Source organism: Streptomyces sp. NPDC014861, assembly GCF_043081625.1.
Lineage (GTDB): Bacteria > Actinomycetota > Actinomycetes > Streptomycetales > Streptomycetaceae > Streptomyces.
Window position 1 is genome coordinate 94,526 of the sequence record NZ_JBIBWV010000003.1, and the last position, 21,626, is coordinate 116,151.

The window sequence follows — 21,626 nt, forward strand, 5'->3', positions numbered from 1 at the left end:
GAGCGAGGTCCACCATGGCCGCCACGCACACCCCGCACCGGACGGACAGCACGAGCCAGCTGTGGGCGGGCGGGCTGACCGTCTTCGCCGCGGTCATGCTCGGGATCACCGGCGTCGTCGGCGTCTTCCGGGGCATCATGGCCATCGCGGAGGACGACGTCTTCCTCACGACGCCCAACTACGTCTTCCAGTTCGACCTGACCAGCTGGGGCTGGATCCACCTCATCCTCGGCATCGTCGCGATCGTCGTCAGCTTCGGCCTCTACAAGGTGTCGATGTGGGCGCGCGTGGCCGGCGTGGCCATCGCTGCCCTCGTCGTGATCGCGAACTTCCTGTCCCTGCCGTACTACCCGGCCTGGTCGATCCTGATGATCGCCATGTCCGGCTTCGTCATCTGGGCCCTGTGCGTCGTGAAGTCCGACAACTCGATGCTGCGGTAGCCCGGCCGCCGAGGCGCCCCGAGGAGCCCGTCACGCCGTCAGCTCGTAGAGGCCGTGGCTCACCAGCCACAGTCCGAGCAGCAGACAGAGGGCGAAGACGGCGGGCTCCTTGTGGCGCGTGAGCCAGTCGTGCAGTCCGGTGAGGGTGTGATGGGCCCGCTCGGGCGAGAACACCATCCACAGCTCCATCACGAGCAGCGTGGACGTGGCGACCAGGCAGAAGACCACGAGGGCGACGACGTTCCCCGTGTCGGAGAGATCGGCGTGGACGACGGTGACACCCGCCGCGCTCACCATGCCCCACGGCTGGAGCAGCAGCGGGAGGATCGCCGCGTACCGCAGGGAGATGCCGTCCGGCGAGGACGCCTTGCGCGGGGCCCGCTCGGAGGCGGCCCGGTCCGCCGCGCCCCGGTGCAGACGCCGCCGGCGGTACCAGGCGTACCCGACCAGCCCGATGCCGATGACCACCGTCGCCACCTGGGCCGCCCTCGACGGCGCGGAGCGGGGCGCCGGCGGCTGCCCCCCGGTGATGAGGACGACGATCCCGATCACGGCCACCAGGCAGGCCAGCCAGGCGAGGATGAACGCGACCCCCTTGCGCACACCCCCGGGCGAGGCCAGCACCAGCACGAACGCCATCACCGGCAGCGGGAACAGGGTCACCGCCAGCCCGATCAGCAACAGGTCGACCACCATCGCGCCACCACCGGCCCCGGCTCGGCCCGAACGGCCGAGGCCGTCAGGAGCGGCCCTTCCGCAGCGAGTCACCGACACCCCTGGCCCGCTCGCGCAGACTCCGCAGGGCCTTCCGCAGATCGGCCCGGGCCCGGTCGGTCCGGCCCTCGGCCTCCATCCGCTCGTCGCCGGACAGCCGCCCGGCGAACTCCTTCACCTTGCCCTTGGCCCTGTCGACCGTGCTGCCCATGGCCGTGGTCCCTCCTCAGGAGGCGTCCCCGGGATCCACGCTAGGCCGCCCCCGCTCCCGCCGCCCGTCGACCGCCCGCCCGCGGGCCCCGCACCCCCGGTGCTCGCCCGACCGCCGGTACCGTGGGCGGCGACACAGTGCCGTGCCAGGGAAGGACCGAGTGATCGCCGTGCCCGCCGAGAGCCCCGCCGCCGCCCCCGCAGTACCGGGCCCCGACGTCCTGCGCCGTACCGAGGGCCGGGCCGGATTCCTCACCCTCGACCGGCCCCGCGCCCTCAACGCCCTCACCCACCCCATGATCCGCGCCCTCGACTCGGCCCTCACGGACTGGGAACACGACCCGGCCGTCACCACCGTGGTCCTGCGCGGCGCGGGGGAGCGGGGCCTGTGCGCCGGCGGCGACATCCGGGCCATCCACGACGACGCCCGCGCCGGCGGCGCCGCCTCCGCCGCCTTCTGGCGCGACGAGTACCGCCTCAACGCCCGCATCGCCCGCTACCCCAAGCCGTACGTCGCCTTCATGGACGGCATCGTCATGGGCGGCGGCGTCGGCGTCTCCTCCCACGGCTCCGTCCGCGTCGTCACCGAACGCTCCCGGATCGCCATGCCCGAGACCGGCATCGGCCTCGTCCCCGACGTCGGCGGCACCTGGCTCCTCGGCCGCGCCCCCGGCGAGCTCGGCACCCACCTGGCCCTCACCGGAGCCCAGATCGGCGCCGCCGACGCCGTCCTCGCCGGCCTCGCCGACCACCACGTGCCCGCCGCCGCGCTCGACGCCCTCGCCGCCGACCTCACCCGCCTCCCCGCCGGCGAGGCCGTCGCCCGGCACAGCACCGCGCCCGCCCCCGGCGTCCTCGCCGAGCGGCGCGAGTGGATCGACGCCTGCTACTCCGCGCCCACCGTCGAGGAGATCGTCGACCGCCTCGTCGACTCCGGCGTCCCCGCCGCCAAGGAGACCGCGACCATTCTCCTCGCCAAGTCGCCGACCGCGCTCAAGGCCACCCTGGCCGTGCTGCGCGCCTCCCGCGCCCTCGACAGCCTCGAAGCCGTCCTCGACCTGGAGTACCGCGCCTCCTGCGCCGCCGTCACCGGCCACGACCTCGTCGAGGGCATCCGCGCCCAGGTCGTCGACAAGGACCGCGACCCGCGCTGGAGCCCCGCCACCCTCGCGGAGGTCACCGACGCCGACGTCGCCCGCTACCTGGCGCCCCCGCCCGGCGGCGACCTCGGCCTGGGCCCCGCCTGACCCTCCCGTACGGGTCCGGCCCGTCCGGCGCGCGCCGCCTCAGACGGAGTCCGCCGGCCGGCCGCCCGGCTCCGCCCCAGCCGCCGGCTCGCCCAGCGCCAGCGCCGCCGTCCGCCACGCGTCCGTGACGGCACCGTGTGCCAGCGCCGTCGCCGCCGGCACGTCCGCGGGCAGCCGCAGCGGCGCCCCGATGTGCACGTGCAGGCAGGGGCGCCGCAGCGGGGCCGTCAGCACCCCCGCGATCTGCTTCACCGTGCCGCCCGAGGTGATCCGGCGCGCCCCGGCCTGCCCGACCGGCACCACCGGCGCGCCCGTCGCCACGGCGAGCCGCGCCAGACCGGTGCGGAACTCCACCGGCGGCGCCTCCGAGGCCTCACGGCGCGGCGGGATCCGCCCCTCCGCGTAGAGCATCACCGGCCGCCCCGAGGCGAGCGCCACCGCCGCCCGGTCCAGCGCGACCGAGGCGTGCGCGGTGTTCCGGTGCACCGGCACGTACCCGTCCCGGGTCAGCGCCCGGCCCAGCCCCGGCACCCGCCACAGGCCGGCCGCCGCGAGCAGCACCGGCTCGGCGCCGAGCCGCCGCCGCAGCGCCGCCAGCACCAGCGCGGGGTCGGCGAGCGAGGTGTGGTTGACGACGATGATGGCGCCCGGCTCGATCCGGGCACCGGGATCCGCGGTCACGGTCAACCGCCCGAAGAACGGGACGAGATGCGCGGCGAGACGACTGAGCACGGGCGGGACCCTCCACCTTCGGAACCGGTACGACGACGGCCCGCCCATCGTCGGCCGGAGCCCCCTCCTCCGGCATGGGCGCGCGTACTCACCCCGTACTCAGCTCCGCCGCCCCGACCACCTGGTGTCCCGCTCTCCCGCCGACCCGTCTAGGCTGGCCCGACGCGAGGTCACGACGGACGGGGGGTGGGCGGTGCACGGCACCAGGCCGTCCTCGGTCCGCGTCCTGGCCCGGCTCCTGCCCGCGCTGCTCTGCGCGCTCTGCGCGTTCCTCGTGCCGCCCGCGAGCGCCGCCGCCGGAGCCGGCGGCCCGGCCGCCGCCGCGGCGGCCCTCGCACCGGAATCCCACATCCACGCGGAGCCCCTGGCCGTCGACGCGTCGGCACGCTTCGCGGCGCCGCCCGCGAGCCCCGCCCCCGGCCCGCCGGCCGCCGGGACCCCCGCTCCGGTGCCCGACACCCAGGTGTCGGCCGCCGAGGCCGTGGAACTGCCCGCGGCCGTCGAGCAGTCGGTACGGTTCACGGCGCCGCCCGTGGCACCCCCGGCCGTCCGCGTCGCGGACGAGGCCCCCGGAGCCGGGCCCGTCGAGGGGGACCCCCGCAGGGAACGCGCGCCGCCCGGCCTCCCGTACGACCCCACGGCCCCCCGGGGCCCACCCTCCACCCGGCACAGCTGACGCCGTTCCACCGCGCCGCCGCCCGGGCCCCCGGCATGCCCGCCGCCCGGCCCGCGCCCGTGTCCTCCCGATCACGCGGAGCTCGCGCCCTCCCGGCCCTCGCCGGGAGGGCGGTGAGCCGACCCCGCCCGATCCCGGGGCCACGGCCCGGCGCGCGCGTGTCCCAGCTCGCCCCCGCACGCCCGCCGCCCCGGCGCGCGGCCGTGCACCGCCCGTGGAGACCCCATGTCCTCATCCGCCGTGCTCCGGCGCGCGCTCCTCGCGCTCGCCGTCGTCGGGCTCGCCCTCTGGACCGCCCTCACCACCTCGCCCCGCCTCGGACTCGACCTCCGCGGCGGCACCAGGATCGTCCTGGAGACCCGGGACGCCCCCGGCGTCCGCGCCGACGCCGAGGCCACCGACCGCGCCCTCGAAGTGCTCCGCAAGCGCGTCGACGGGCTCGGCGTCGCCGAGCCGTCGCTCGCCCGCTCGGGAGAGAACCGGATCGTCGTCGAACTCCCCGGCCTCCGCGACCCGCGCGAGGCCGCCGAGGTCATCGGCCGCACCGCCCAGCTCACCATCCACCCCGTCACCGGCACGGCCGACGGCCCGGCGAAGCCCCCCGCGGCCGACGGCACCCGGGTCCTCCAGGACCCCGACGCCGCCCCCGGCTCCGGCGGCTTCCTCGCCCTCGCCGCGCCCGCCCTCACCGGCGACGGCGTGAAGAGCGCCGACGCCGTCCTCGACGCCACGAGCGGGCGCGGCTGGACCGTCGACCTCGCCTTCCGCGACGGCGCCGCCGCCGACTGGGCCCGCCTCACCGGCGAGGCCGCCTGCGCCCCGGCCGGCGACCCCGCCCGCCGCGTCGCCATCGTCCTCGACGGGCGGATCGTCTCCGCGCCCGCCATGCAGACCGGCGTGGCCTGCGGCGCCGGCATCGCCGGCGGCGCCACCCAGATCACCGGCGGCTTCTCCGCCGCGGAGGCCCGCGACCTCGCCGCACTCGTCGAGGGAGGGGCGCTCCCCGTCCCCGTCACCACCGTCGAGCAGAGCACCGTCGGCCCGACCCTGGGCGCCGACGCGATCCGCGCCAGCGCCCTCGCCGCCGTCATCGGCCTCGCCTGCACCGGCGTCTTCGTCATCGCCGTCTACCGCCTCCTCGGCCTGCTCGCCACGATCGCCCTGCTCCTCTACGGCCTGATCTCGTACGCGGCCGTCGTCGCGCTCGGCGCCACCCTCACCCTCCCCGGCCTCGCCGGCTTCGTCCTCGCGGTCGGCATCGCCGTCGACGCCAACGTCCTCGTCTTCGAACGGGCCAGGGAGGAGTACGCGGCCCTCGGCCGCTCCGCCGCCACCCGCGATCCGCGCCGCCCGCTCGCCGCGGCCTTCGGCAAGGCGTGGAGCGCCGTCGCCGACTCCAACATCACCACCCTCCTCGCCGCCGGCCTCCTCTTCGCCTTCGCCACCGGCCCCGTGAAGGGCTTCGGCGTGACCCTCGCCATCGGCGTCCTCGCCTCGATGGTCACCGCCATGGTGATCACCCGGCTGCTCGCCGACGCGGCCCTCGCCCTGCCCGCCGTACGCCGCAGGCCCCGGCTCACCGGCATGGCGGGCCTCGGCCGGCTCCGCACCCGGCTCAACCGCCGGGCACCGCGACTGATGGTCCACCGGCGCCGCTGGTTCACCGTCAGCACCGCCCTGCTCCTCGTCGCCCTCGCCGGGATCGGCGTCCGGGGAGTCGAACTGGGCGTCGAGTTCACCGGCGGCCGGGACGTCCGGTACACCGCCACCCGCCCGGTGGACGCCGACGCCGCCCGCGCGGCCGTCACCGCGGCGGGCTTCCCCGACGCCGTCGTCCAGACCACCGGCGACGGCGGCCGGGACGTCTCCGTCCGGGTCGGGGAGACCGGCGACGCGGCCCACACCCGCATCACCGAGGCGCTCACCGAGGCCGCCGGTCCCGTCACGGTCGAGCGCGACGACCTGATCGGCCCGAGCCTCGGCGGCGAACTGCGCACCCACGCGCTCCTCGCGCTCGGTCTCGCCGTCGCGGCCCAGCTCGTCTACCTCTCCGTCCGCTTCCGCTGGACGTACGCGCTGGCGGCCGTCGCCGCGATGGTCCAGGACGTGCTGCTGGTCGTGGGTCTCTTCGCCTGGCTCGGCAAGCAGGTGGACAGCGTGTTCCTGGCCGCGCTGCTGACGGTCGTCGGCTACTCCGTCAACGACTCGGTCGTGGTCCTGGACCGCCTGCGCGAACTGCGCCGCAAGGGCGGCCGGCTGCCGCTCGCGGAGCTCGCCGACCGCGCGGTGGCCCAGACCCTGCCCCGTACGGTCAACACCGGCATGGGCGCCCTCTTCGTCCTGGCCGCCCTCGCCGTCCTCGGCGGCGACACCCTCACGGACTTCTCCGTGGCACTCCTCGCCGGTGTCGTCCTGGGCATGGCCTCGACCGTCTTCACCGCCCTCCCGCTGACGGTCGCCCTGGAGACCCGCGCCCCGGCCCCGGTCCGCCCCGCGCGGACCAGGAGCGCCGACCGCACGGGCGCGGTCGTGTAGGACATCCCGGCCGCCGCCGGTCGCCGCCGCCCGCGAGGGCGGCCCCCGGCGGGCGGCGGCCCGGGAGTCAGAACGCGTACGCGTCGGACCGCCGGAACACCGTCACGAGCACCGTGTTGACGACCGCCACGGCACCGAACACCACCGCCCACACCCCGTGCCCGAGCCCCGCCAGCGCCAGCGCCGCCGCCCCGAAGACCAGCGCCTTCACGGCCAGCACCGCCGCCGTCGGCACCCGGAACCGCGCCTTCGGCGCCGCGAACAAGCCCCACAGCGTCGCCGCGGCCACCGGCACGCCCACCGCCGCCACCGCCTTCAGCCACACCGGTTCGGCGGCACTCCACCCCCACCAGGCGAGCACCCCGAGCGCGAGCATCTCCCACAGGAAGGCCAGGAGATCGTTCACCACGTGCGCTGCCCTCATGCGACGTCCTCTCACCGGGCGCCGCCCGGCTGATCGAAGCGAAGCCCCGGAGCCCGCACCCCGGGACGAACACGTGATCGTAAACCCATCTGGCGTACCCACCCACCGAGTTCGGTGACACCCGGCCCGGCCCCTCGTCCGGGTGGGACGGACGGGGCGGCCGCGCACGCGGGTGACCGGGGGGAGCGGCGGGTGGGCCGAAGGGGCGGTTTGGGTGACCCCGGTGGCGTTGGGTCGTTGCACGCGTAAAACGATCACACGGCGAAGACGCGGAGGTGGTTTCCGTGAGCGTTCAGCAGGCCACGGCGGAGAGGACCTGGGTGCTCGACAACCCTGAGGACGTACGGGACGCGGCCGCGGCGCTCGCCGAAGGGCGGGCCGTGGCGCACGGGTTCGGCAACTTCTACGCGCTGACCTTCCGCCCCGACCGGGAGACCGTCGAGCGCGTGAACCGGCTGAAGGGCCGGCCGGCGGAGCAGACCGCCAGCCTCGTCACCGTCCCCGAGCGGATCCCCGGAGCCTTCGACTGGACCCGGCTCCCCGAGGGCGTGCCCTGGCAGCAGGTGCGGTCGCTGATGGACGAACTGCTCGGGATCGGGCCGATCGGGCTGCGCGGACCGGCGGCCGACCGGGTGCCGGGAGCGCTCGCCGCGAGCGACGGGGACACCCGTACCGTCCAGGTCATCGCGCCCGGCACCCGCTGCCCCTCGCACGCGTTCCTCGGCGCCGCGCTCGCCCGGACCGGCGGCGACTTCCTCGCCGTCACCTCGGCCAACCGCTCGCACCACCTCACCGGCCGCGCCCAGGAGCCCGCGCACTGGCGCGCCGACGGCCTCGCCGACGAGTTCGGCGCCGAGCCCGCCGTCCGGATCCTGGCCCATGCCGACGAGGCGGCGGCCCGCCGGTGCCATCCCTTCCACCGGCCGGCCTCCGTCAGCGTCCTGTCCTTCCACCGCACCGCCGGGCACACCCGCTCCGGCCTGCCCGCGCTCGTGCTCGAACGGCACGGCTCGCTCTCCGCCGACCACATCCGCGCCGTCGCCGCCAACCACGGCTTCGGCCTCGTCCCGGCCCCGCACGCCGCCACCGCCCTCACCCCCCGGTCGTACGGCCTCGCCTGACCCGCCGGGACCGCTCAGTCCCGGGACCCGCCCAGCCCGGCCTCCGCCCACACCGTCTTGCCCTCCCCCTCGTAGCGGACGCCCCACGCGTCCGCCAGCGTCGAGCAGATCTGCAGACCGCGCCCGCCCTCGTCACCGGCCTTCGCGTGCCGCAGGTGCGGGGCGGTGGCCGCGCCGTCGCGCACCTCCACGGTGAGCGTGGAGGCGCCCCGGAGCAGCCGGAGGGCGACCGGCGGCGCGCCGTGCCGGACGGCGTTGGTGACCAGTTCGCTCACGATCAGCTCGACGGTCAGCGGGTCCACGGCGAGCCCCCACTCCCGTACGCGTTCCTCCGCGGCGTGGCGCACCCGCGCCACCGCCGACAGCTCGGACGGCACCTCCCATTCGGCGACGTCCGCGGCCGGCAGCCGGAGGGTGCGGGCCACGAGCAGGACCCGCTCGGGCGCGAGGAGCGCCGCCAGGTCGTCCGCCATCGCGTGGGGGCCGCGGTCGGGAGCGGCCAGCGCCGCCGCGACCCGGGCCACCGCCGGGCCGCCGTCGGCGCGCGCCGAGGAGGCCAGGCCGAGGGTGGTGCCCTCCGGCAGGAGGTGGGAGGCACAGGCGAACGGCGGCCCCCCACCGCCCAGCAGCGGCCCCTCCTCCACCAGATCCGCGTCGAGCGAGCCGTCGGGCCGGACGGCGACACACAGCGAGGCGCCCGCGCGGGCCAGTTCGAGGCGGCCGGTCACCGGGTCGTGGACGGCGACCGTGCAGCTCGCCACCGGCTCGTCCGCGCCGGGTCCACGCCCCTGCTCCCGGGCGAGACGCAGGGTCACGGTGTGGAGCCGGGCCAGCAGTTCGTGCGGGGCGAGGTCCAGCGTGGCCAGGCTGTGGACGGCGGTCCGCAGCCGGCCCATCGTCGCCACCGAGCTCAGTCCCGGCCGCTCCACCTGGCCGACCACCAGCGCCACCCGCGCGCCCGGCAGCGGGATGACGTCGAACCAGGAGCCGGCCCCGGTGCCCCCCGGCCGGTGCCGCTGGGCCAGCTCGACGGCGTGCCGGGTCTCGCCCTCGGGCCGCAGCGGCCAGGACTGGAGCGCGGTCATGACGATGTGCTCGCGGGTGAAGCGGAGCGCGTTCTCCAGGCAGGTCGCGGTGTGCGCCGTCACCCCCTCGACGAGCGCGAGATCGTCCTCGCCGTACGGATCGGCCCCGGGCGGACGCCGGAAGACCACCGCCCCGAGCAGCTGCCCGCGGACGGAGAGCGGCGCCACCACCCGCGCGCCCCCGGCCACCGCTTCCGGGCCGTCGGGCAGCCGCTCGCCGAACAGTCCGGGCAGCAGGACCGCACCGGGCTCCGGCAGCGGACCGTCCGCGCGGGCGTCCCCCGAGCCGCCCACGGCGGTGCAGCGCAGCAGCGGCGTCTCGCCCGGCCGGCGCAGCTCCGGAGGCTTGCCCCGCAGCACGGCGTCGGTCAGCGCCACCACGACCGAGCCGGCGAATCCGGGCACGGTCACCTCGACCAGCTCGCGGGCGGTCCGCTCCACGTCCAGGGTCCGGCCGATGCGCATGCGGGCCTCGTGGAGCAGCCCGAGCCGCTGCTGGGCCCGGATCCGCCCGGTGATGTCCACGACGGTCGCGACCAGCCCCGGCGCCGGGAGCCCGGCGCCGTCCGGGCCCGGCGCGCGGAGCGGGTACACGGAGACGGAGTACACGTGCCGGCGGCCCGGGTCGTGGGGCGGGCGGCCCCGCATGGGGACGGCCCGGAGCGGCGCCCCGCCGTCCAGGATCTCGCGGAGCACGCTCTCCTTGATCTCGATGCCGAAGATCCGGTACGCCTCCGCCGCGGGCCGCCCCAGCACCTCCTCCGCCGCGACGCCCCGCGTGGCGAGCACCGCTCCGGTGACCCGGACGAGGCGCAGCTCGCGGTCGAGCACGTGCACGCCGACCTCGGTCTGCCGGAAGACGGCGTCGAGGACGGCACGGTCGAGGACGGCGCCGTCGAGCGCGGACGGAACGTCCTCGGACATGTGCACCCCTGTCGACGGCCGGCACCGGTCTCCGCCCAGTCTGGCCGCTCCCGGCGCACTCCGCCTGTCGCCGCACGCGGCGCGGGCCTCAGCGGGCCGCCGGGGGGAGGAGGAGCAGACCGGTGCCGAGGGCGCGTTCGCCGGCGGCGTCGGAGGGCTGGTTGACGATGCCCGCCGACGTGGCGAGGACGCTCGAACCGCCGCCGTCGAGGTTGAGCGCCGCACGTGCGCCGAGCGCCCGCATCAGACGGGCCGCGCCGTCGATGCCCAGGCCCTCGCTGGTGCCCGGCCTGCGCCCGTCCACGACGACCAGCAGGAGCCTGCCCGCGTCGTCCACGCCGATCATGGACCGGGGATTGGCGCGGACCGTCCAGTCATAGGTGAAGGAGGGGTCGGGGCCCTCGCGGACGATGCCGTCGGCGACCGCGTTCACCGCCACCTGCCCGTCGCGGACCAGCGCGGGGCCCACCTGGAGGATCGTCGTGTCGGACCCCAGCGGCACCGGCAGGCCGCGGCCGTCGCGCACCTGCTCGTCGAAGGACAGGGTCGCGCCCACCCGCGCGGTGCGCCGCAGCCAGGCCGCGCTGTCGCCGGTGGCCTGGAGGGTCGAGCCGCCGGGCGGCACGGCCGCTCCGCGCGCGGAGCGGACGGCCGTCACCCGGCCCCGGGCGTCGAGGACGGCCTCCGCGCCGGCCCCGGCCGGGGGAGCGCCCCACTCGGGCGTGAAGCGGACGAGCTCGCTGGGGTCGGTGCACCGGACGTCGTGCTGCGGGCGTTCCGTCGGCAGGTCGCCGCCGACGCCTCCGCAGTTCCAGATCGCGCCGGGGACCCGGTTGACCCCGTCGACCTCGACGGTCTCCCCGGCCGCCGTGACCGTCACCCGGGCGGTGAAGGTGTCGACGGCGAAGGTCCGGCCGCCGCGCTCCAGCCGGACACCGGCCCGTCCCTGGGTGGCGGAACCGAGGAGCCGGCCGTCCTTCACGTACAGCCCGCCGGGGGCGAGGTCGTAGAACCACTGCCCGTTGATCCCGGCGACGGCGCCCGCGGCGCCCATCAGCGCGGTCAGCTTCTCCGTCCCGAGGAGGGAGGGGCCGTGCCCGGGCTCCAGCCGGCCGCCGAACGCGTCGAGGTCCACCCGCAGGACGTGGACGCGCTGCGGCGCGTCGTCGTCGGTGCCGTCCTGCCCCGTGTAGCGGGTGCGAGCGGTGAACCCGGCAGCGACGAGGCGTCCGGCCAGTGCCGTCGCCCCGGCCTCGTCCGCGGACCGGCCGGTCCGTACCGTCCAGCCGAGCACTCCGGGCCGCAGGTCCGCGAACGCCGGGGTGGTCACCTCCTCCACCCGCGGTTCGAAGCCCGCCGCGCGCAGGGCCTCCGCCACCCGCAGCGCGGTCCCGCGCGGCCCCAGGGACAGCGGCGCCCCCGCGAGCGGGCCGTCGGGCAGCAGCGGCAGGCCGACCTGGACGGTCCAGACGTGGTCGGCGTCCCGCCGCCCGTACGAGAGGGAGGTGAGCGTCACGCCCGGGGCCGGCACACGGGTGACGCGGACGGCTCCGTGCACGGGATGGCCGGCGCTCGCGGTCGGACCGGCCGGGCGGGCCTCGGCGAGGGGCAGGGACACGGCGGACAGGACCGCCGCGACCGCCAGGAGGGAGAGGGACCTGCGCTGCATGGGAGACCTTCCGTCGTCGGAACGCACCTCGATGATGAGAAGACACACCGTCAGTTACCGCATGATGACGGCGAGTTCGACGCAGTACGCAGCGTAGTGGAAGGTTCGCCTCCGCCCGCCGACCCGCCCCGGCCGCCTGCACCGGCCCCGCCCGGGTTCCCTCGCCGCCGTTCGCCGCTCCCCGCGACCCCACCGGTCCCTCCCCGGCCCGGGCGGCAGCCCGCCCGCTATCCTTCCCGGTGTGGAGATCCCCTCATATGACGACATCCGGGCGCTGCACCGGAAGCACGCCCCCAGCGACGCCGCCTTCGAACTCGTCTTCACCCACTGCGAGATCGTCGCCGCCATCGCGGACCAGCTGCTCACCCGCTCCGGTCGGGGCGCCGACGCCGAGCTCGTCCGCGCCGGCTGCCTGCTGCACGACATCGGCGTCTACCGCCTGTACGACTCCGCCGGGCGGATCGACGGCACCTCGTACGTCACCCACGGCGTCCTCGGCCACCAGCTGCTCGCGGACGAGGGCCTGCCCGAGGCGCTGTGCCGCTTCTGCTCCTGCCACACCGGCGTGGGTCTGACCCGGGAGGACGTCCTCGCCCAGGGCCTGCCCATCCCGCCCGCCGACTACGTGCCCGTCACGCCCGAGGAGCGGATGGTCATGTACGCCGACAAGTTCCACAGCAAGAGCACCCCGCCGCGGTTCGTCTCCCCCGACAGCTTCGAAGCGCGCATCGGCCGCTTCGGCCAGGAGAAGGTCACCGTCTTCCAGGGCCTGCGCCGGCTGTACGGCGATCCGGAACTCGACGCCCTGGCCGCCGCCTACGGCCACGCGGTGACCTGAACCCCGTCCCGCCCCGCCGGTGACCGTCCCCGCCCGTGCTCAGCCCGCGACCACGACGACGGTGACCACGCTGACCGCGGCCATCGCCGCCCGCATGCTCCTGATCGCCTCACGCACACCCTCCGCCGCCCAGTCGCCGTCGGTCAGTTCCTCCAGCTTCGCGGCGATCTCCTTGCGCGGCTCCCCGGGGAACGCCAGACGGTGCAGCTTCGCCCCGTGCACCAGCGCGATCAGGCCGGCCGTCCGCTCGTCCGGCGCGGCGCCGTCGAGGACCACGGCCCGCAGCCGCTCCCGCAGCTCCCGCTCGGCCGAGCCGTCGGCCTCCGGGTAGCGCCGCACCGGGAACAGGCCCAGGACCCGGTGCTTCTCCTCCACGACGAGGCCCCGCTCGCAGAGGCGCGCCACCGTCGCGGCCGGAGCCTTCGTGTGGTCCTTCGTCAGCCAGTCGGCGACCTTCGGAGCCTTGGGCCGCTTCCCCGCCCAGGCCGCGATCCGCGCCAGCCGCCCGTCCAGCAGCGGCTCCCCGGTGGGGCTCGGGTCGGTCACGGCCAGCCGCCCGCCCGTGACGGACACGCGTCCGGCGAGCGCCAGGTCGAGCAGGATCCCGCCCGCGACCGCCCACGAGGCCGCCTGCCGCTCCTTCGCCTCCCCGGACTCGTCGTCCAGCGACAGCAGGGTGATCTCCTCGGCGAGCGTGATCGTCATCGACATCCTTCCTGGTGGGGCCGCCGCGGGCGCTCAGGCGGCTTTTACTCGAAGACGGGCGGGCGGCCGTGCCGGTTCCCCTCGGGACGGTCAGGGCGACTCCGTACGGGGCCGGCCGGCGGGCCGTTGTCAGTGGCGGCTGTCACGCTGTGGCCATGGACAGGCAGAGCGACAGTCCCAGGGACAGGGGGAAGGGCGGCGGCATGGGCGGGGACCGTGACGAGGAGCTGCTGCGGGGCCGGGTCTACGGCCAGGACCACGACGACCCGCGTCCCGGACCGCGCGCCGGGCGCGTCTACGCGGAACTGGTCGGCGGCCCGCTCGACGGGCTGCTGCTCGACGTGACCGACTGGACCGGCGAGCGGATACGCGCCGGAGCCGTCCTGGAGACGGAGCTGGGCAGCTTCGGTCCCGGGGGGAAGGCCGTCTACGGCCCCCGGACGGGAGACCCGGCGCGATTCGACTGGACGGGCGACACCCGCTGACGCGCGGGCGGGCGCGGAAGAGCGCGGCCGCCAGGACACGGGCACAGCGGGGCGCGGGCACGGCGGGGCGGGAGCACAGGAAAGAGCGGGGGCACAGAAAAAGGCGGGAGCACCTCCCGCCATGTTCAAGGTATAGCGCAAGGGGGGCCTTGCGGCAAGGCCCCCCACATGCCGCACAATCGCACATCTACCCCCGTCACCTGCCGAAACGAGAGTTGCACGCGTGCCCATGCCTCAGCGCACCACCGGCCCCTTCGAGCTTCCCGACCGTCTCGCCGCCAAGGCCGACCCGGCGCTGATCGCCGACGACGCGCAGCACTTCGCCGCCGTCGCCGAGAGCCTGGAGGAGGCCGTCGCCGAACTCTCCGAGCGGCTCGACGCCGTGCGCCGCGCACCCGGCGGAGTGGGCCGCGAGGCGATGGAGCGCGACCTGGAGGTCCATCGGCTCTCCGGCCGGCTGCGCGCCCTGCGCCGTTTCGGGCTCGACCTCTGCCTCGGCCGGATCGTCTCCGCCGACGGCTCCGAACCCCTCTACATCGGACGGCTCGGCCTCACCGACAGCGACGGGAACCGGCTGCTCGTCGACTGGCGCTCGCCCGCCGCCGAACCCTTCTTCGGCGCCACCCACGCCCACCCGATGGGCCTCGCCAGCCGCCGCCGCTACCGCTGGAACGGCGGCCGGATCACCGACTACTGGGACGAGGTCTTCACCGAGGGCGGCCTCGACGCGCACGCGGCCCTCGACGACCAGTCCGCCTTCATCGCCAGCCTCGGCACCAACCGCTCCGCGCGCATGCGCGACGTCCTCTCCACCATCCAGGCGGACCAGGACGCCATCGTCCGCGCGAGCTCGCGCGGCGCCCTCGTCGTCGACGGCGGGCCGGGCACCGGAAAGACCGTCGTCGCCCTCCACCGCGCCGCCTACCTGCTCTACTCCGACCCCCGGCTCGGGCACCGCCGCGGCGGCGTCCTATTCGTCGGCCCCCACCAGCCCTACCTCGCCTACGTCTCCGACGTGCTGCCCAGCCTCGGTGAGGAGGGCGTCCGCACCTGCACCGTCCGCGACCTCGTCCCGGAGGGCGCCGCGGCCGGGCCGGAGAAGGACCCCGAGGTCGCCCGGCTCAAGTCCTCCGGCGCCCTCGTCCGCGGCATCGAGAAGGCCGTCCGCTTCTACGAGGAGCCGCCCACCGCGACCACCGGCGTGACCACCGACTGGGGCGACCTGGCCGTCACCCCCGAGGACTGGGCCGAGGCCTTCGACGCACCCGGCCCCAGCACCCCGCACAACGAGGCCCGCGAACTGATCTGGGACGAGCTGGTCGCCCTCCTCAAGGAGAAGGCGCGCGACGACGTCCCCGAGATCCTCTTCGAGCGGGCCCTGCGCGCCGACCGGGAGCTCGTCTCCACCCTCGACCGCCACTGGCCCATGCTGGAGCCCACCGATCTGGTCGGCGACCTGTGGACCGTCCCCGCCTATCTGCGCCTGTGCGCGCCCTGGCTCGACCGCGAGGAGGTGCGCGCACTCCAGCGGGCCGACGCCCAGGCGTGGACCGAGTCCGACCTGCCCTTCCTCGACGTGGCCCGGCAGCGGCTCGGAGACCCGCGCTCCGCCGCCCGCAAGCGCCGGGAGAAGGCCACCCTGGCCGCCCGCAAGGAGCGGATGGCCGGCGTCATCGAGAACATCGTGCGCTCCGACGACGACGGCGAGGGCGCCGTCACCATGCTCCTCGGCAAGGACCTCCAGGAGAGCCTCGTCGACGACGCCGGCCTGCCCTCCGCCGCCGGGGACCCGCTGGCGGGACCCTTCGCCCACGTCGTCGTCGACGAGGCGCAGGAGCTCACCGACGCCGAATGGCAGATGCTGCTGCTCCGCTGCCCGTCCCGCAGCTTCACCATCGTCGGCGACCGCGCCCAGGCCCGGCACGGCTTCACCGAGACCTGGGAGGAGAGGCTCCGGCGGATCGGCCTCGACCGGATCGGGACCGCCTCCCTGAGCATCAACTACCGGACCCCTGAGGAGGTCATGGCCGAGGCCGAACCGGTCATCCGCGCCGCCCTCCCGGACGCCAACGTGCCGACCTCGGTCCGCGCGAGCGGGCTGCCCGTCCTCCACGGCCCCGCCGGCGACCTCGACACCGTCCTCGACGACTGGCTCGCGGACCACGCCGACGGCGTCGCCTGCGTCATCGCCGCCGAGGGCCGCCTCCCCGACCTCGGCGACCGCCCCCGGGTCAGGGCGCTCACCCCGAGCCTGTCCAAGGGCCTGGAGTTCGACCTCGTCGTCCTCCTCGACCCGAGCGCGTACGGCGAGGGCATCGAGGGGGCGGTGGACCACTACGTGGCCATGACCCGCGCCACCCAGCGGCTCGTCGTGCTCACCACCCCCTGACCCGGGGGCCGGAGGCTCAGGACGGCAGCCCGCCCCGCGCGATCACGTCCGCGTACCAGCGGGCACTGTCCTTGAGCGTCCGCCGCTGGCTGGCGAAGTCCACGTGCACGATCCCGAACCGCTTGCTGTACCCGAACGCCCACTCGAAATTGTCCAGGAGAGACCAGAGGAAGTACCCCCGCACGTCCGCGCCGTCCTCGACGGCCCGCCGCACCGCCGCCAGGTGCCCGTGCAGATAGGCGACCCGCTCCGGGTCGCGCACCTGGCCGGACGGGTCCGCGTAGTCGTCGTAGGCGGCACCGTTCTCGGTGATCACCAGCGGCACCTCCGGCAGCTCGTCGCGCAGCCTCACCAGCAGCTCGTAGAGCCCGTCCGCGTCCACCGGCCAGTCCATCGCCGTCCGGGGCCCCGGCGCCGGCAGGAACCGCACGTGCCGCTCCGCGCCCGCCCACGGCGAGGGCGACTCCGACGAGCCCGCCGCGACCACCGTGGGGGAGTAGTAGTTCAGCCCGAGCGAGTCGATCGGCGCCGAGATCGCCGCCAGGTCCCCGTCCCGTACGAAGCCCCAGTCCGTCACCCCGGCCGTGTCCCGGACCAGGTCCTCCGGCAGCCGGCCCCGGAAGACCGGGTCCAGGAAGACTCGGTTCGCCACCGCGTCGATCCGGCGCGCCGCGTCCCGGTCCTCCGCCGACTCCGTCAGCGCCCGCACCACGTGCAGGTTGAGGGTCAGCGAGACCTCCGTCCCGGCCGGCAGCCTCTCCCGCAGCGCCCCGACCGCCCAGCCGTGCGCCAGGTTCAGGTGGTGCGCGGCGCTCAGCGCGGCCGCGTCGTCCGTCCGGCCCGGGGCGTGCACCCCGTTGCCGTAGCCGAGGAAGGCGGCGCACCAGGGCTCGTTGAGCGTGGTCCAGGTGGCGACCCGGTCGCCGAGTCCGTCCGCGACGAGCCCCGCGTACTCGGCGAACCGCGCGGCCGTCTCCCGGCGCGGCCAGCCGCCCGCGTCCTCCAGCTCCTGCGGCAGGTCCCAGTGGTAGAGGGTCGCCACCGGCCGGATCCCCGCGTCCCGCAGCTCGTCGCAGAGCCGCCGGTAGAAGTCCAGGCCCTTCTGGAGGGCCGGCCCGCGTCCGGTGGGCTGGACGCGCGGCCAGGCCACCGAGAACCGGTAGTCCGTCACGCCCAGTTCGCGCATGAGCGCCACGTCCTCGCGGACCCGGTGGTAGTGGTCGGCGGCGATGTCACCGGTGTCGCCGTTGCGGACCTTGCCCGGGGTCCGGCTGAAGGTGTCCCAGATGGACGGTGTCCTGCCGTCCTCCGTGGCCGCGCCCTCGATCTGGTACGCGGCGGTGGCGGTGCCCCAGCGGAAGCCCTCCGGGAAGCGGAGCGTCGCGGGGGACTCGGGGCGGGCGTCGACAGTGGTCATGAGGAGGCAACTCCAGGAAGAAGAGGAGGGGAGAGGGGAGGGGAAAGTCCGGCGCCGGGTCAGCCCTTGACCGCGCCCTGCATGATGCCGCCGACGATCTGGCGGCCGAGCAGGCCGAAGACCAGCAGCACGGGCAGCGTGCCCAGCAGGGTGCCCGCCATGATCACCGACTGGTCGTGGACGTATCCGCCGCCGAGCTGGCGGAGCGCCACCTGGACGGTCGGCTCCTGCGAGGAGAGTGCCACGATGGGCCAGAAGAAGTCGTTCCACGCGGCCATGAAGGTGAGCAGACCGAGAACGGCCATACCCGGACGGGCTATCGGGACGACGATCGACCAGAAGATCCGGGCCGTGGAGGCACCGTCCACCCGGGCCGCCTCGATGAGCTCGTCGGGCAGCGACTGCACCAGGTACTGGCGCATGAAGAAGACACCGAAGGCGGAGACGAGGCCCGGCAGGATCACGGACTGGAGCTGGTTCACCCACTGGAGCTCCGCGATGAGCATGAACAGCGGGATGACGCCGAGCTGCGGCGGGATCATCATCGTCCCGACCGTGATCGCGAGCAGCGCGCCCCGTCCCTTGAAGCGGAGCTTGGCGAAGGCGAAGCCGGCGAGGGTGCAGCAGAGCACCGTGCCGAGGGTGATCGAGCCGGACACGATCAGCGAGTTGAGCAGCGCCTTGCCGATGTCGGCCTCGGCGAGGACCGCCTCGAAGTTGCGGATCAGGTGCGGGCCGGGCACCAGCGACGGCGGCACCTGGGCCAGGTCGGCGTTGGAGCGGCTGGCCGCCACGATGGTCCAGTAGAAGGGGAAGGCCGAGACGAGGACCGCCACGATCAGCACGGCGTAGGTGAGCCATCCGGCCTTCAGGGTCCGCCCCGCGCCCGACCGGCGTCGCCGGCCGGGTTCGCGGGGGACGGGCCGGAGGGTCGGCGCGGGCGGGTCGGCGAGCGCGGTCATCGGCCGGCCTCCTTGCGGGAACGGCGGCGCGCGATCAGGGCGTTGACCCCGACGAGCACCAGGATCAGCAGGAACATCACCCAGGCGATCGCGGCCGCCCGGCCCAGGTGGAAGAAGCCCCAGCCCTGCTCGTACATGTACAGGCCGAGGGTCTGGTACTGGTGCGAGATGCCGCCCGACATGGAGCCCTCGAAGAGCAGCGGCTCACCGAAGAGCTGGGTGGCGCCGATCGTGGAGACCACGACGGTGAAGAGGATGGTGGGCCGCAGCCCCGGCAGCGTCACGTGGAAGAACTGCCGCCAGCGGGAGGCGCCGTCCATCTCGGCCGCCTCGTACAGCTCGGAGGGGATGGACTGCATCCCGGCGAGGTAGATGAGCGCGTTGTAGCCGGTCCAGCGCCAGACGACGATCGTCGACACCGCGATCTGCGAGCTGAGGGTGCCGGACTGCCAGTCGATCGGCCCGACGCCGACCAGGCCCAGGACGTAGTTGAAGAGGCCGAAGTCGCGGCCGAAGAGCTGGGCGAAGACGAGGGTCGCGGCGGCGACGGAGGTGGCGTACGGCAGCAGCATGGCCGTGCGCAGGAAGGTCCGGCCCCGGAGCCTGTGGTTGAGCAGATGGGCGAGGGCGAGCGCCATCACCAGCTGGGGGACGGTGGAGAGGAGGCCGATGGTGAAGGTGTTGCGCAGCGCGGTCCAGAAGAACTCGTCGCCGAGGAGGGCGGTGTAGTTGCCGAGCCCGCGCCACTCCATCGCGCCGGGGTCCTGGAGCTCGACCCGGTGGAGGGACACGTACGCGGTGTAGATCAGCGGGAAGAGCCCGAAGGCGGCGAAGAGGGTGAAGAACGGGGCGACGTAGGAGTACGGCGACACCGCGCGCCACGCCCGCCGGACGGCCGGCGGACGGGGGGCGGTGCCGGCTTTCGCCGGTGCGGTGAGGGTCACGGTGCGGCCCTTCGGGAGTCGGTCGCGGGAAAGCCGCGGGAGGCGCGGACGGAGCGGGGTGGAGGGGGGTGGACGGGGACGGGGACGGGAGGTGCGGAGTGGAGGGAGCGGGGTGGAACGGGGTGGAGGGGTGCTGGGCGGGTGAGGGCGGGAGCCGGGCCGGCCGGGGCGGGGGGAGCCGCCCCGGCCCCGTGCGGCCGGCCGGGCGTCCGTGCGGGGTCCGGCCGGCCCGCGGGGCCGACCCGGGACGAGCGGGTCGGCCCTGCGGTGCCGGCCGGACCCGCGCGCGGGCCGGCCGGAGGGAGCGCGCCGGGTGCTCGGACGAGGCGGCGGGTGGAGCGGACCGGGCCGAGCCGGAGGGAGCGGACCGGGCCGGGTGGGGCGGTCCGTACCCGGAATGCGTACTCCGTGGTCCGTAACCGGAGTTCGTACCCCGTGGCTCGTACCCGGAGTTCGTACCTGGAGTTCGTGCCCCGTGGTCCGGACTCGGGGTTCGTTCCGGTCCGGATCCGGATCCCATCCGTACCCGGACTCGAACCCGGACCCGTACCCGCCCCTCACCCCGACCCGCTTCGGACCCGGGGTCCGGGGTCCGGCCGGACCCCGGGGGCGGGTGGCCGGAGCCGTCCGGGTCAGCCGAGGGTGTTCGCGACGCCCTTCTTCGCGTTCTCCCACGCCTTCTGCGGGGCGAGGCCCTTGCGCTCGACCTCGCTCAGCGCGTTGGTGATCTGCTGGTTGATGTTCTGGTCGTGGACGCCGAGGACCTGGACCGGGGCCGCCTTGGCCGCGTCACCGAAGATCTGGCCGATGGGGGCGCCGGAGAAGTACGGGTCGGTGGTGTCGGCGACCTCGGCGATGGCGCCGGTGGAGGAGGGGAAGTTGCCCTGCTTGGAGAAGATCTTGGCCTGCTGCTCGGGGGCGGTGAGCCACTTGATCAGCTCGTACGCCTCCTTCTTGTTCTTGGCGGCACGCGGCACCGCCAGGTAGGAGCCGCCCCAGTTGCCGGCGCCGCCGGGCAGCGCGGCGATGTCCCACTTGCCCTTGCCGCTCTCGCCGGCCTGGCCCTTGATGTAGCCGAGCATCCAGGCGGGGCAGGGGATCGTGGCGAAGGAGCCGGCGGCGAAGGCCTGGTTCCACTGCGGGGACCACTGGTCGAGCTTGGCGCTGAGGTCGGCCTGCCTCGCCGCGACGGAGGTCTCCCAGGCGGTCTTGAGGGCGGGGTTGGTCTCCCAGATCAGCGCGCCGGAGGCGTCGTAGTAGCGCTCCTTCTCCTGCCCGATCATGATCGAGAAGAGGCTGCCGACGCTGTCGAGCCAGGCGCTCTTGGCGGGTGCCTTGGCCTTGTACTGCTTGCCGAGCTCCAGGTAGCCGTCCCAGGTGGACCACTTCTTGGCCAGCTCGGCGCGGTCGGTGGGGAGTCCGGCCTGCTTGAAGAGGTCGGTGCGGTAGCACATCGCCTCGGGGCCGACGTCGGTGCCGAGGCCGAGGACCTCGCCGCCCTTCCCGGTGGCGGCGGCCCACTTGGCCTCGGCGAACTGGTCCTTGAGCCCGTCCGCGCCGTACTTCCGCAGGTCCTCGAAGCGCTCGCCCTGCTGCTGGGTGACGGAGGCGATGCGGCCGACCTCGATGCCCTGGACGTCGGCGAGGCCGCCGCCGCCGGCGAGCCGGGTCTGGAGCGACTTCCAGTAGTCGGCCTCGTCCTCGGTGTCGGTCTGCTTGATGGTGACGTTCGGGTGGAGCTTCTCGTACTCGGCGTAGAGCCCGGCCTCCTTGTAGCCGAAGGAGCCGAAGAGGTCGACGGTGATCGTCACCTTGCCGCCCGGCTCGTCGGAGGCGGAGTCGGAGGATCCGGACCCGCAGGCGGCGAGCAGGGAACCGGTGAGCGCGACCGCTCCGAGGCGGAGGACGGCTCTCGTGGCGGCTCGGTTGATGGGCATGGGCGGGCTCCCTTGGCGTCGGGGCGGAATCGGTACCGCGGGTCGGAGGGACGGTGGGCAGCGCCGGGTCTTCCCGGGAGCCCCGAGAACGCTTGAGAGCGCTCTCAAGAACGGTCTGGAGCGTGCCTCGACTCGCCGCTTCCCGTCAAGACTCGAAGGCGTAACGGCTCGG

19 protein-coding genes are annotated in these 21,626 nt (G+C 75.2%); 8 read left to right on the forward strand and 11 right to left on the reverse strand.

Translation table 11 applies throughout. From position 1 onward, the window contains the following. Positions 1-14 precede the first annotated feature (14 nt). Complete coding sequence (locus ACF1BN_RS07195) at positions 15-440, forward strand: hypothetical protein (protein ID WP_392330578.1); 426 nt, start codon at positions 15-17, stop codon at positions 438-440. A gap of 30 nt (positions 441-470) precedes the next feature. On the opposite strand, the gene ACF1BN_RS07200 is transcribed toward ACF1BN_RS07195, so the two are convergent. Both ACF1BN_RS07200 and ACF1BN_RS07205 read right to left on the reverse strand, forming a co-directional pair. Continuing rightward, positions 471-1,136 (reverse strand): GAP family protein, encoded by a 666-nt coding sequence (locus tag ACF1BN_RS07200; RefSeq protein ID WP_392330579.1) that lies wholly within the window; start codon positions 1,134-1,136, stop codon positions 471-473. Positions 1,137-1,179: 43 nt separating this feature from the next. After that, the gene (locus ACF1BN_RS07205) at positions 1,180-1,365 is read right to left on the reverse strand and encodes a CsbD family protein (RefSeq protein ID WP_392330580.1); all 186 of its coding nucleotides are present in this window, start codon (positions 1,363-1,365) and stop codon (positions 1,180-1,182) included. A 160-nt stretch (positions 1,366-1,525) separates the two neighbouring features. On the opposite strand from ACF1BN_RS07205, the gene ACF1BN_RS07210 reads away from it, so the two are divergent. Further along, positions 1,526-2,611 carry an enoyl-CoA hydratase/isomerase family protein gene (locus ACF1BN_RS07210; protein ID WP_392330581.1) on the forward strand — a complete coding sequence of 362 codons (1,086 nt, stop codon included), beginning with the start codon at positions 1,526-1,528 and terminating at the stop codon, positions 2,609-2,611. A gap of 39 nt (positions 2,612-2,650) precedes the next feature. Here the strand turns inward: ACF1BN_RS07210 and ACF1BN_RS07215 are convergent, their stop codons facing one another. Next, positions 2,651-3,343, reverse strand: coding sequence for a lysophospholipid acyltransferase family protein (locus tag ACF1BN_RS07215; protein ID WP_392330582.1), 693 nt, complete (start codon positions 3,341-3,343; stop codon positions 2,651-2,653). Between the two features lie 193 nt (positions 3,344-3,536). Between ACF1BN_RS07215 and ACF1BN_RS07220 the strand changes: the two genes are divergently transcribed. Further along, positions 3,537-4,019, forward strand: a complete 483-nt coding sequence (locus tag ACF1BN_RS07220) for a hypothetical protein (RefSeq protein ID WP_392330583.1) — start codon at positions 3,537-3,539, stop codon at positions 4,017-4,019. Positions 4,020-4,244: 225 nt separating this feature from the next. After that, positions 4,245-6,554 carry a protein translocase subunit SecD gene (gene secD, locus ACF1BN_RS07225; protein WP_392330584.1) on the forward strand — a complete coding sequence of 770 codons (2,310 nt, stop codon included), beginning with the start codon at positions 4,245-4,247 and terminating at the stop codon, positions 6,552-6,554. Positions 6,555-6,621: 67 nt separating this feature from the next. Here the strand turns inward: secD and ACF1BN_RS07230 are convergent, their stop codons facing one another. Then, positions 6,622-6,978, reverse strand: a complete 357-nt coding sequence (locus ACF1BN_RS07230) for a YrdB family protein (protein WP_392330585.1) — start codon at positions 6,976-6,978, stop codon at positions 6,622-6,624. A 284-nt stretch (positions 6,979-7,262) separates the two neighbouring features. Here ACF1BN_RS07230 and ACF1BN_RS07235 point away from each other — a divergent pair, with 284 nt between their 5' ends. Beyond that, entirely contained in the window at positions 7,263-8,099 is an 837-nt protein-coding gene (locus tag ACF1BN_RS07235) for a hypothetical protein (RefSeq protein WP_392330586.1), read from the forward strand. A gap of 14 nt (positions 8,100-8,113) precedes the next feature. Here the strand turns inward: ACF1BN_RS07235 and ACF1BN_RS07240 are convergent, their stop codons facing one another. Further along, positions 8,114-10,108, reverse strand: coding sequence for a SpoIIE family protein phosphatase (locus tag ACF1BN_RS07240; protein ID WP_392330587.1), 1,995 nt, complete (start codon positions 10,106-10,108; stop codon positions 8,114-8,116). An 88-nt stretch (positions 10,109-10,196) separates the two neighbouring features. Then, positions 10,197-11,777: a phosphodiester glycosidase family protein gene (locus ACF1BN_RS07245; RefSeq protein WP_392330588.1), complete on the reverse strand. Its 1,581-nt coding sequence runs from the start codon at positions 11,775-11,777 to the stop codon at positions 10,197-10,199. Between the two features lie 241 nt (positions 11,778-12,018). On the opposite strand from ACF1BN_RS07245, the gene ACF1BN_RS07250 reads away from it, so the two are divergent. Next, the gene (locus ACF1BN_RS07250) at positions 12,019-12,615 is read left to right on the forward strand and encodes an HD domain-containing protein (RefSeq protein WP_392330589.1); all 597 of its coding nucleotides are present in this window, start codon (positions 12,019-12,021) and stop codon (positions 12,613-12,615) included. Between the two features lie 39 nt (positions 12,616-12,654). Here ACF1BN_RS07250 and ACF1BN_RS07255 read toward each other — a convergent pair whose 3' ends face one another. Next, entirely contained in the window at positions 12,655-13,320 is a 666-nt protein-coding gene (locus tag ACF1BN_RS07255) for a GPP34 family phosphoprotein (protein WP_392330590.1), read from the reverse strand. A 203-nt stretch (positions 13,321-13,523) separates the two neighbouring features. Between ACF1BN_RS07255 and ACF1BN_RS07260 the strand changes: the two genes are divergently transcribed. Continuing rightward, entirely contained in the window at positions 13,524-13,805 is a 282-nt protein-coding gene (locus ACF1BN_RS07260) for a hypothetical protein (protein ID WP_392331001.1), read from the forward strand. Between the two features lie 229 nt (positions 13,806-14,034). Next, on the forward strand, positions 14,035-16,194 hold the full coding sequence (helR, locus tag ACF1BN_RS07265) for an RNA polymerase recycling motor ATPase HelR (protein WP_392331002.1): 2,160 nt from the start codon (positions 14,035-14,037) through the stop codon (positions 16,192-16,194). 16 nt (positions 16,195-16,210) lie between these two features. On the opposite strand, the gene ACF1BN_RS07270 is transcribed toward helR, so the two are convergent. From ACF1BN_RS07270 to ACF1BN_RS07285, 4 genes are all read right to left on the reverse strand, one after another. Next, entirely contained in the window at positions 16,211-17,611 is a 1,401-nt protein-coding gene (locus ACF1BN_RS07270) for a GH1 family beta-glucosidase (protein WP_392330591.1), read from the reverse strand. Positions 17,612-17,670: 59 nt separating this feature from the next. Continuing rightward, on the reverse strand, positions 17,671-18,573 hold the full coding sequence (locus ACF1BN_RS07275) for a carbohydrate ABC transporter permease (protein ID WP_392330592.1): 903 nt from the start codon (positions 18,571-18,573) through the stop codon (positions 17,671-17,673). Then, a complete protein-coding gene (locus ACF1BN_RS07280) occupies positions 18,570-19,517 on the reverse strand; it encodes a carbohydrate ABC transporter permease (protein WP_392330593.1) in 948 nt (315 codons plus the stop codon). Before ACF1BN_RS07280 ends, ACF1BN_RS07275 begins: the two co-directional genes overlap by 4 nt. A 632-nt stretch (positions 19,518-20,149) precedes the next feature. Next, positions 20,150-21,454 (reverse strand): extracellular solute-binding protein, encoded by a 1,305-nt coding sequence (locus ACF1BN_RS07285; protein WP_392330594.1) that lies wholly within the window; start codon positions 21,452-21,454, stop codon positions 20,150-20,152. Positions 21,455-21,626 lie beyond the last annotated feature (172 nt).

What these genes read in the sequence shown, in the direction of transcription:
- ACF1BN_RS07195 (WP_392330578.1), top strand. Translation starts at nt 15, where the DNA reads ATGGCCGCCACGCACACCCCGCACCGGACGGACAGCACGAGCCAGCTG.
- ACF1BN_RS07200 (WP_392330579.1), bottom strand. Translation starts at nt 1,136, where the DNA reads ATGGTGGTCGACCTGTTGCTGATCGGGCTGGCGGTGACCCTGTTCCCG.
- ACF1BN_RS07205 (WP_392330580.1), bottom strand. Translation starts at nt 1,365, where the DNA reads ATGGGCAGCACGGTCGACAGGGCCAAGGGCAAGGTGAAGGAGTTCGCC.
- secD (WP_392330584.1), top strand. Translation starts at nt 4,245, where the DNA reads ATGTCCTCATCCGCCGTGCTCCGGCGCGCGCTCCTCGCGCTCGCCGTC.
- ACF1BN_RS07230 (WP_392330585.1), bottom strand. Translation starts at nt 6,978, where the DNA reads ATGAGGGCAGCGCACGTGGTGAACGATCTCCTGGCCTTCCTGTGGGAG.
- ACF1BN_RS07240 (WP_392330587.1), bottom strand. Translation starts at nt 10,108, where the DNA reads ATGTCCGAGGACGTTCCGTCCGCGCTCGACGGCGCCGTCCTCGACCGT.
- ACF1BN_RS07245 (WP_392330588.1), bottom strand. Translation starts at nt 11,777, where the DNA reads ATGCAGCGCAGGTCCCTCTCCCTCCTGGCGGTCGCGGCGGTCCTGTCC.
- ACF1BN_RS07255 (WP_392330590.1), bottom strand. Translation starts at nt 13,320, where the DNA reads ATGACGATCACGCTCGCCGAGGAGATCACCCTGCTGTCGCTGGACGAC.
- ACF1BN_RS07260 (WP_392331001.1), top strand. Translation starts at nt 13,524, where the DNA reads ATGGGCGGGGACCGTGACGAGGAGCTGCTGCGGGGCCGGGTCTACGGC.
- helR (WP_392331002.1), top strand. Translation starts at nt 14,035, where the DNA reads ATGCCTCAGCGCACCACCGGCCCCTTCGAGCTTCCCGACCGTCTCGCC.
- ACF1BN_RS07270 (WP_392330591.1), bottom strand. Translation starts at nt 17,611, where the DNA reads ATGACCACTGTCGACGCCCGCCCCGAGTCCCCCGCGACGCTCCGCTTC.
- ACF1BN_RS07275 (WP_392330592.1), bottom strand. Translation starts at nt 18,573, where the DNA reads ATGACCGCGCTCGCCGACCCGCCCGCGCCGACCCTCCGGCCCGTCCCC.
- ACF1BN_RS07285 (WP_392330594.1), bottom strand. Translation starts at nt 21,454, where the DNA reads ATGCCCATCAACCGAGCCGCCACGAGAGCCGTCCTCCGCCTCGGAGCG.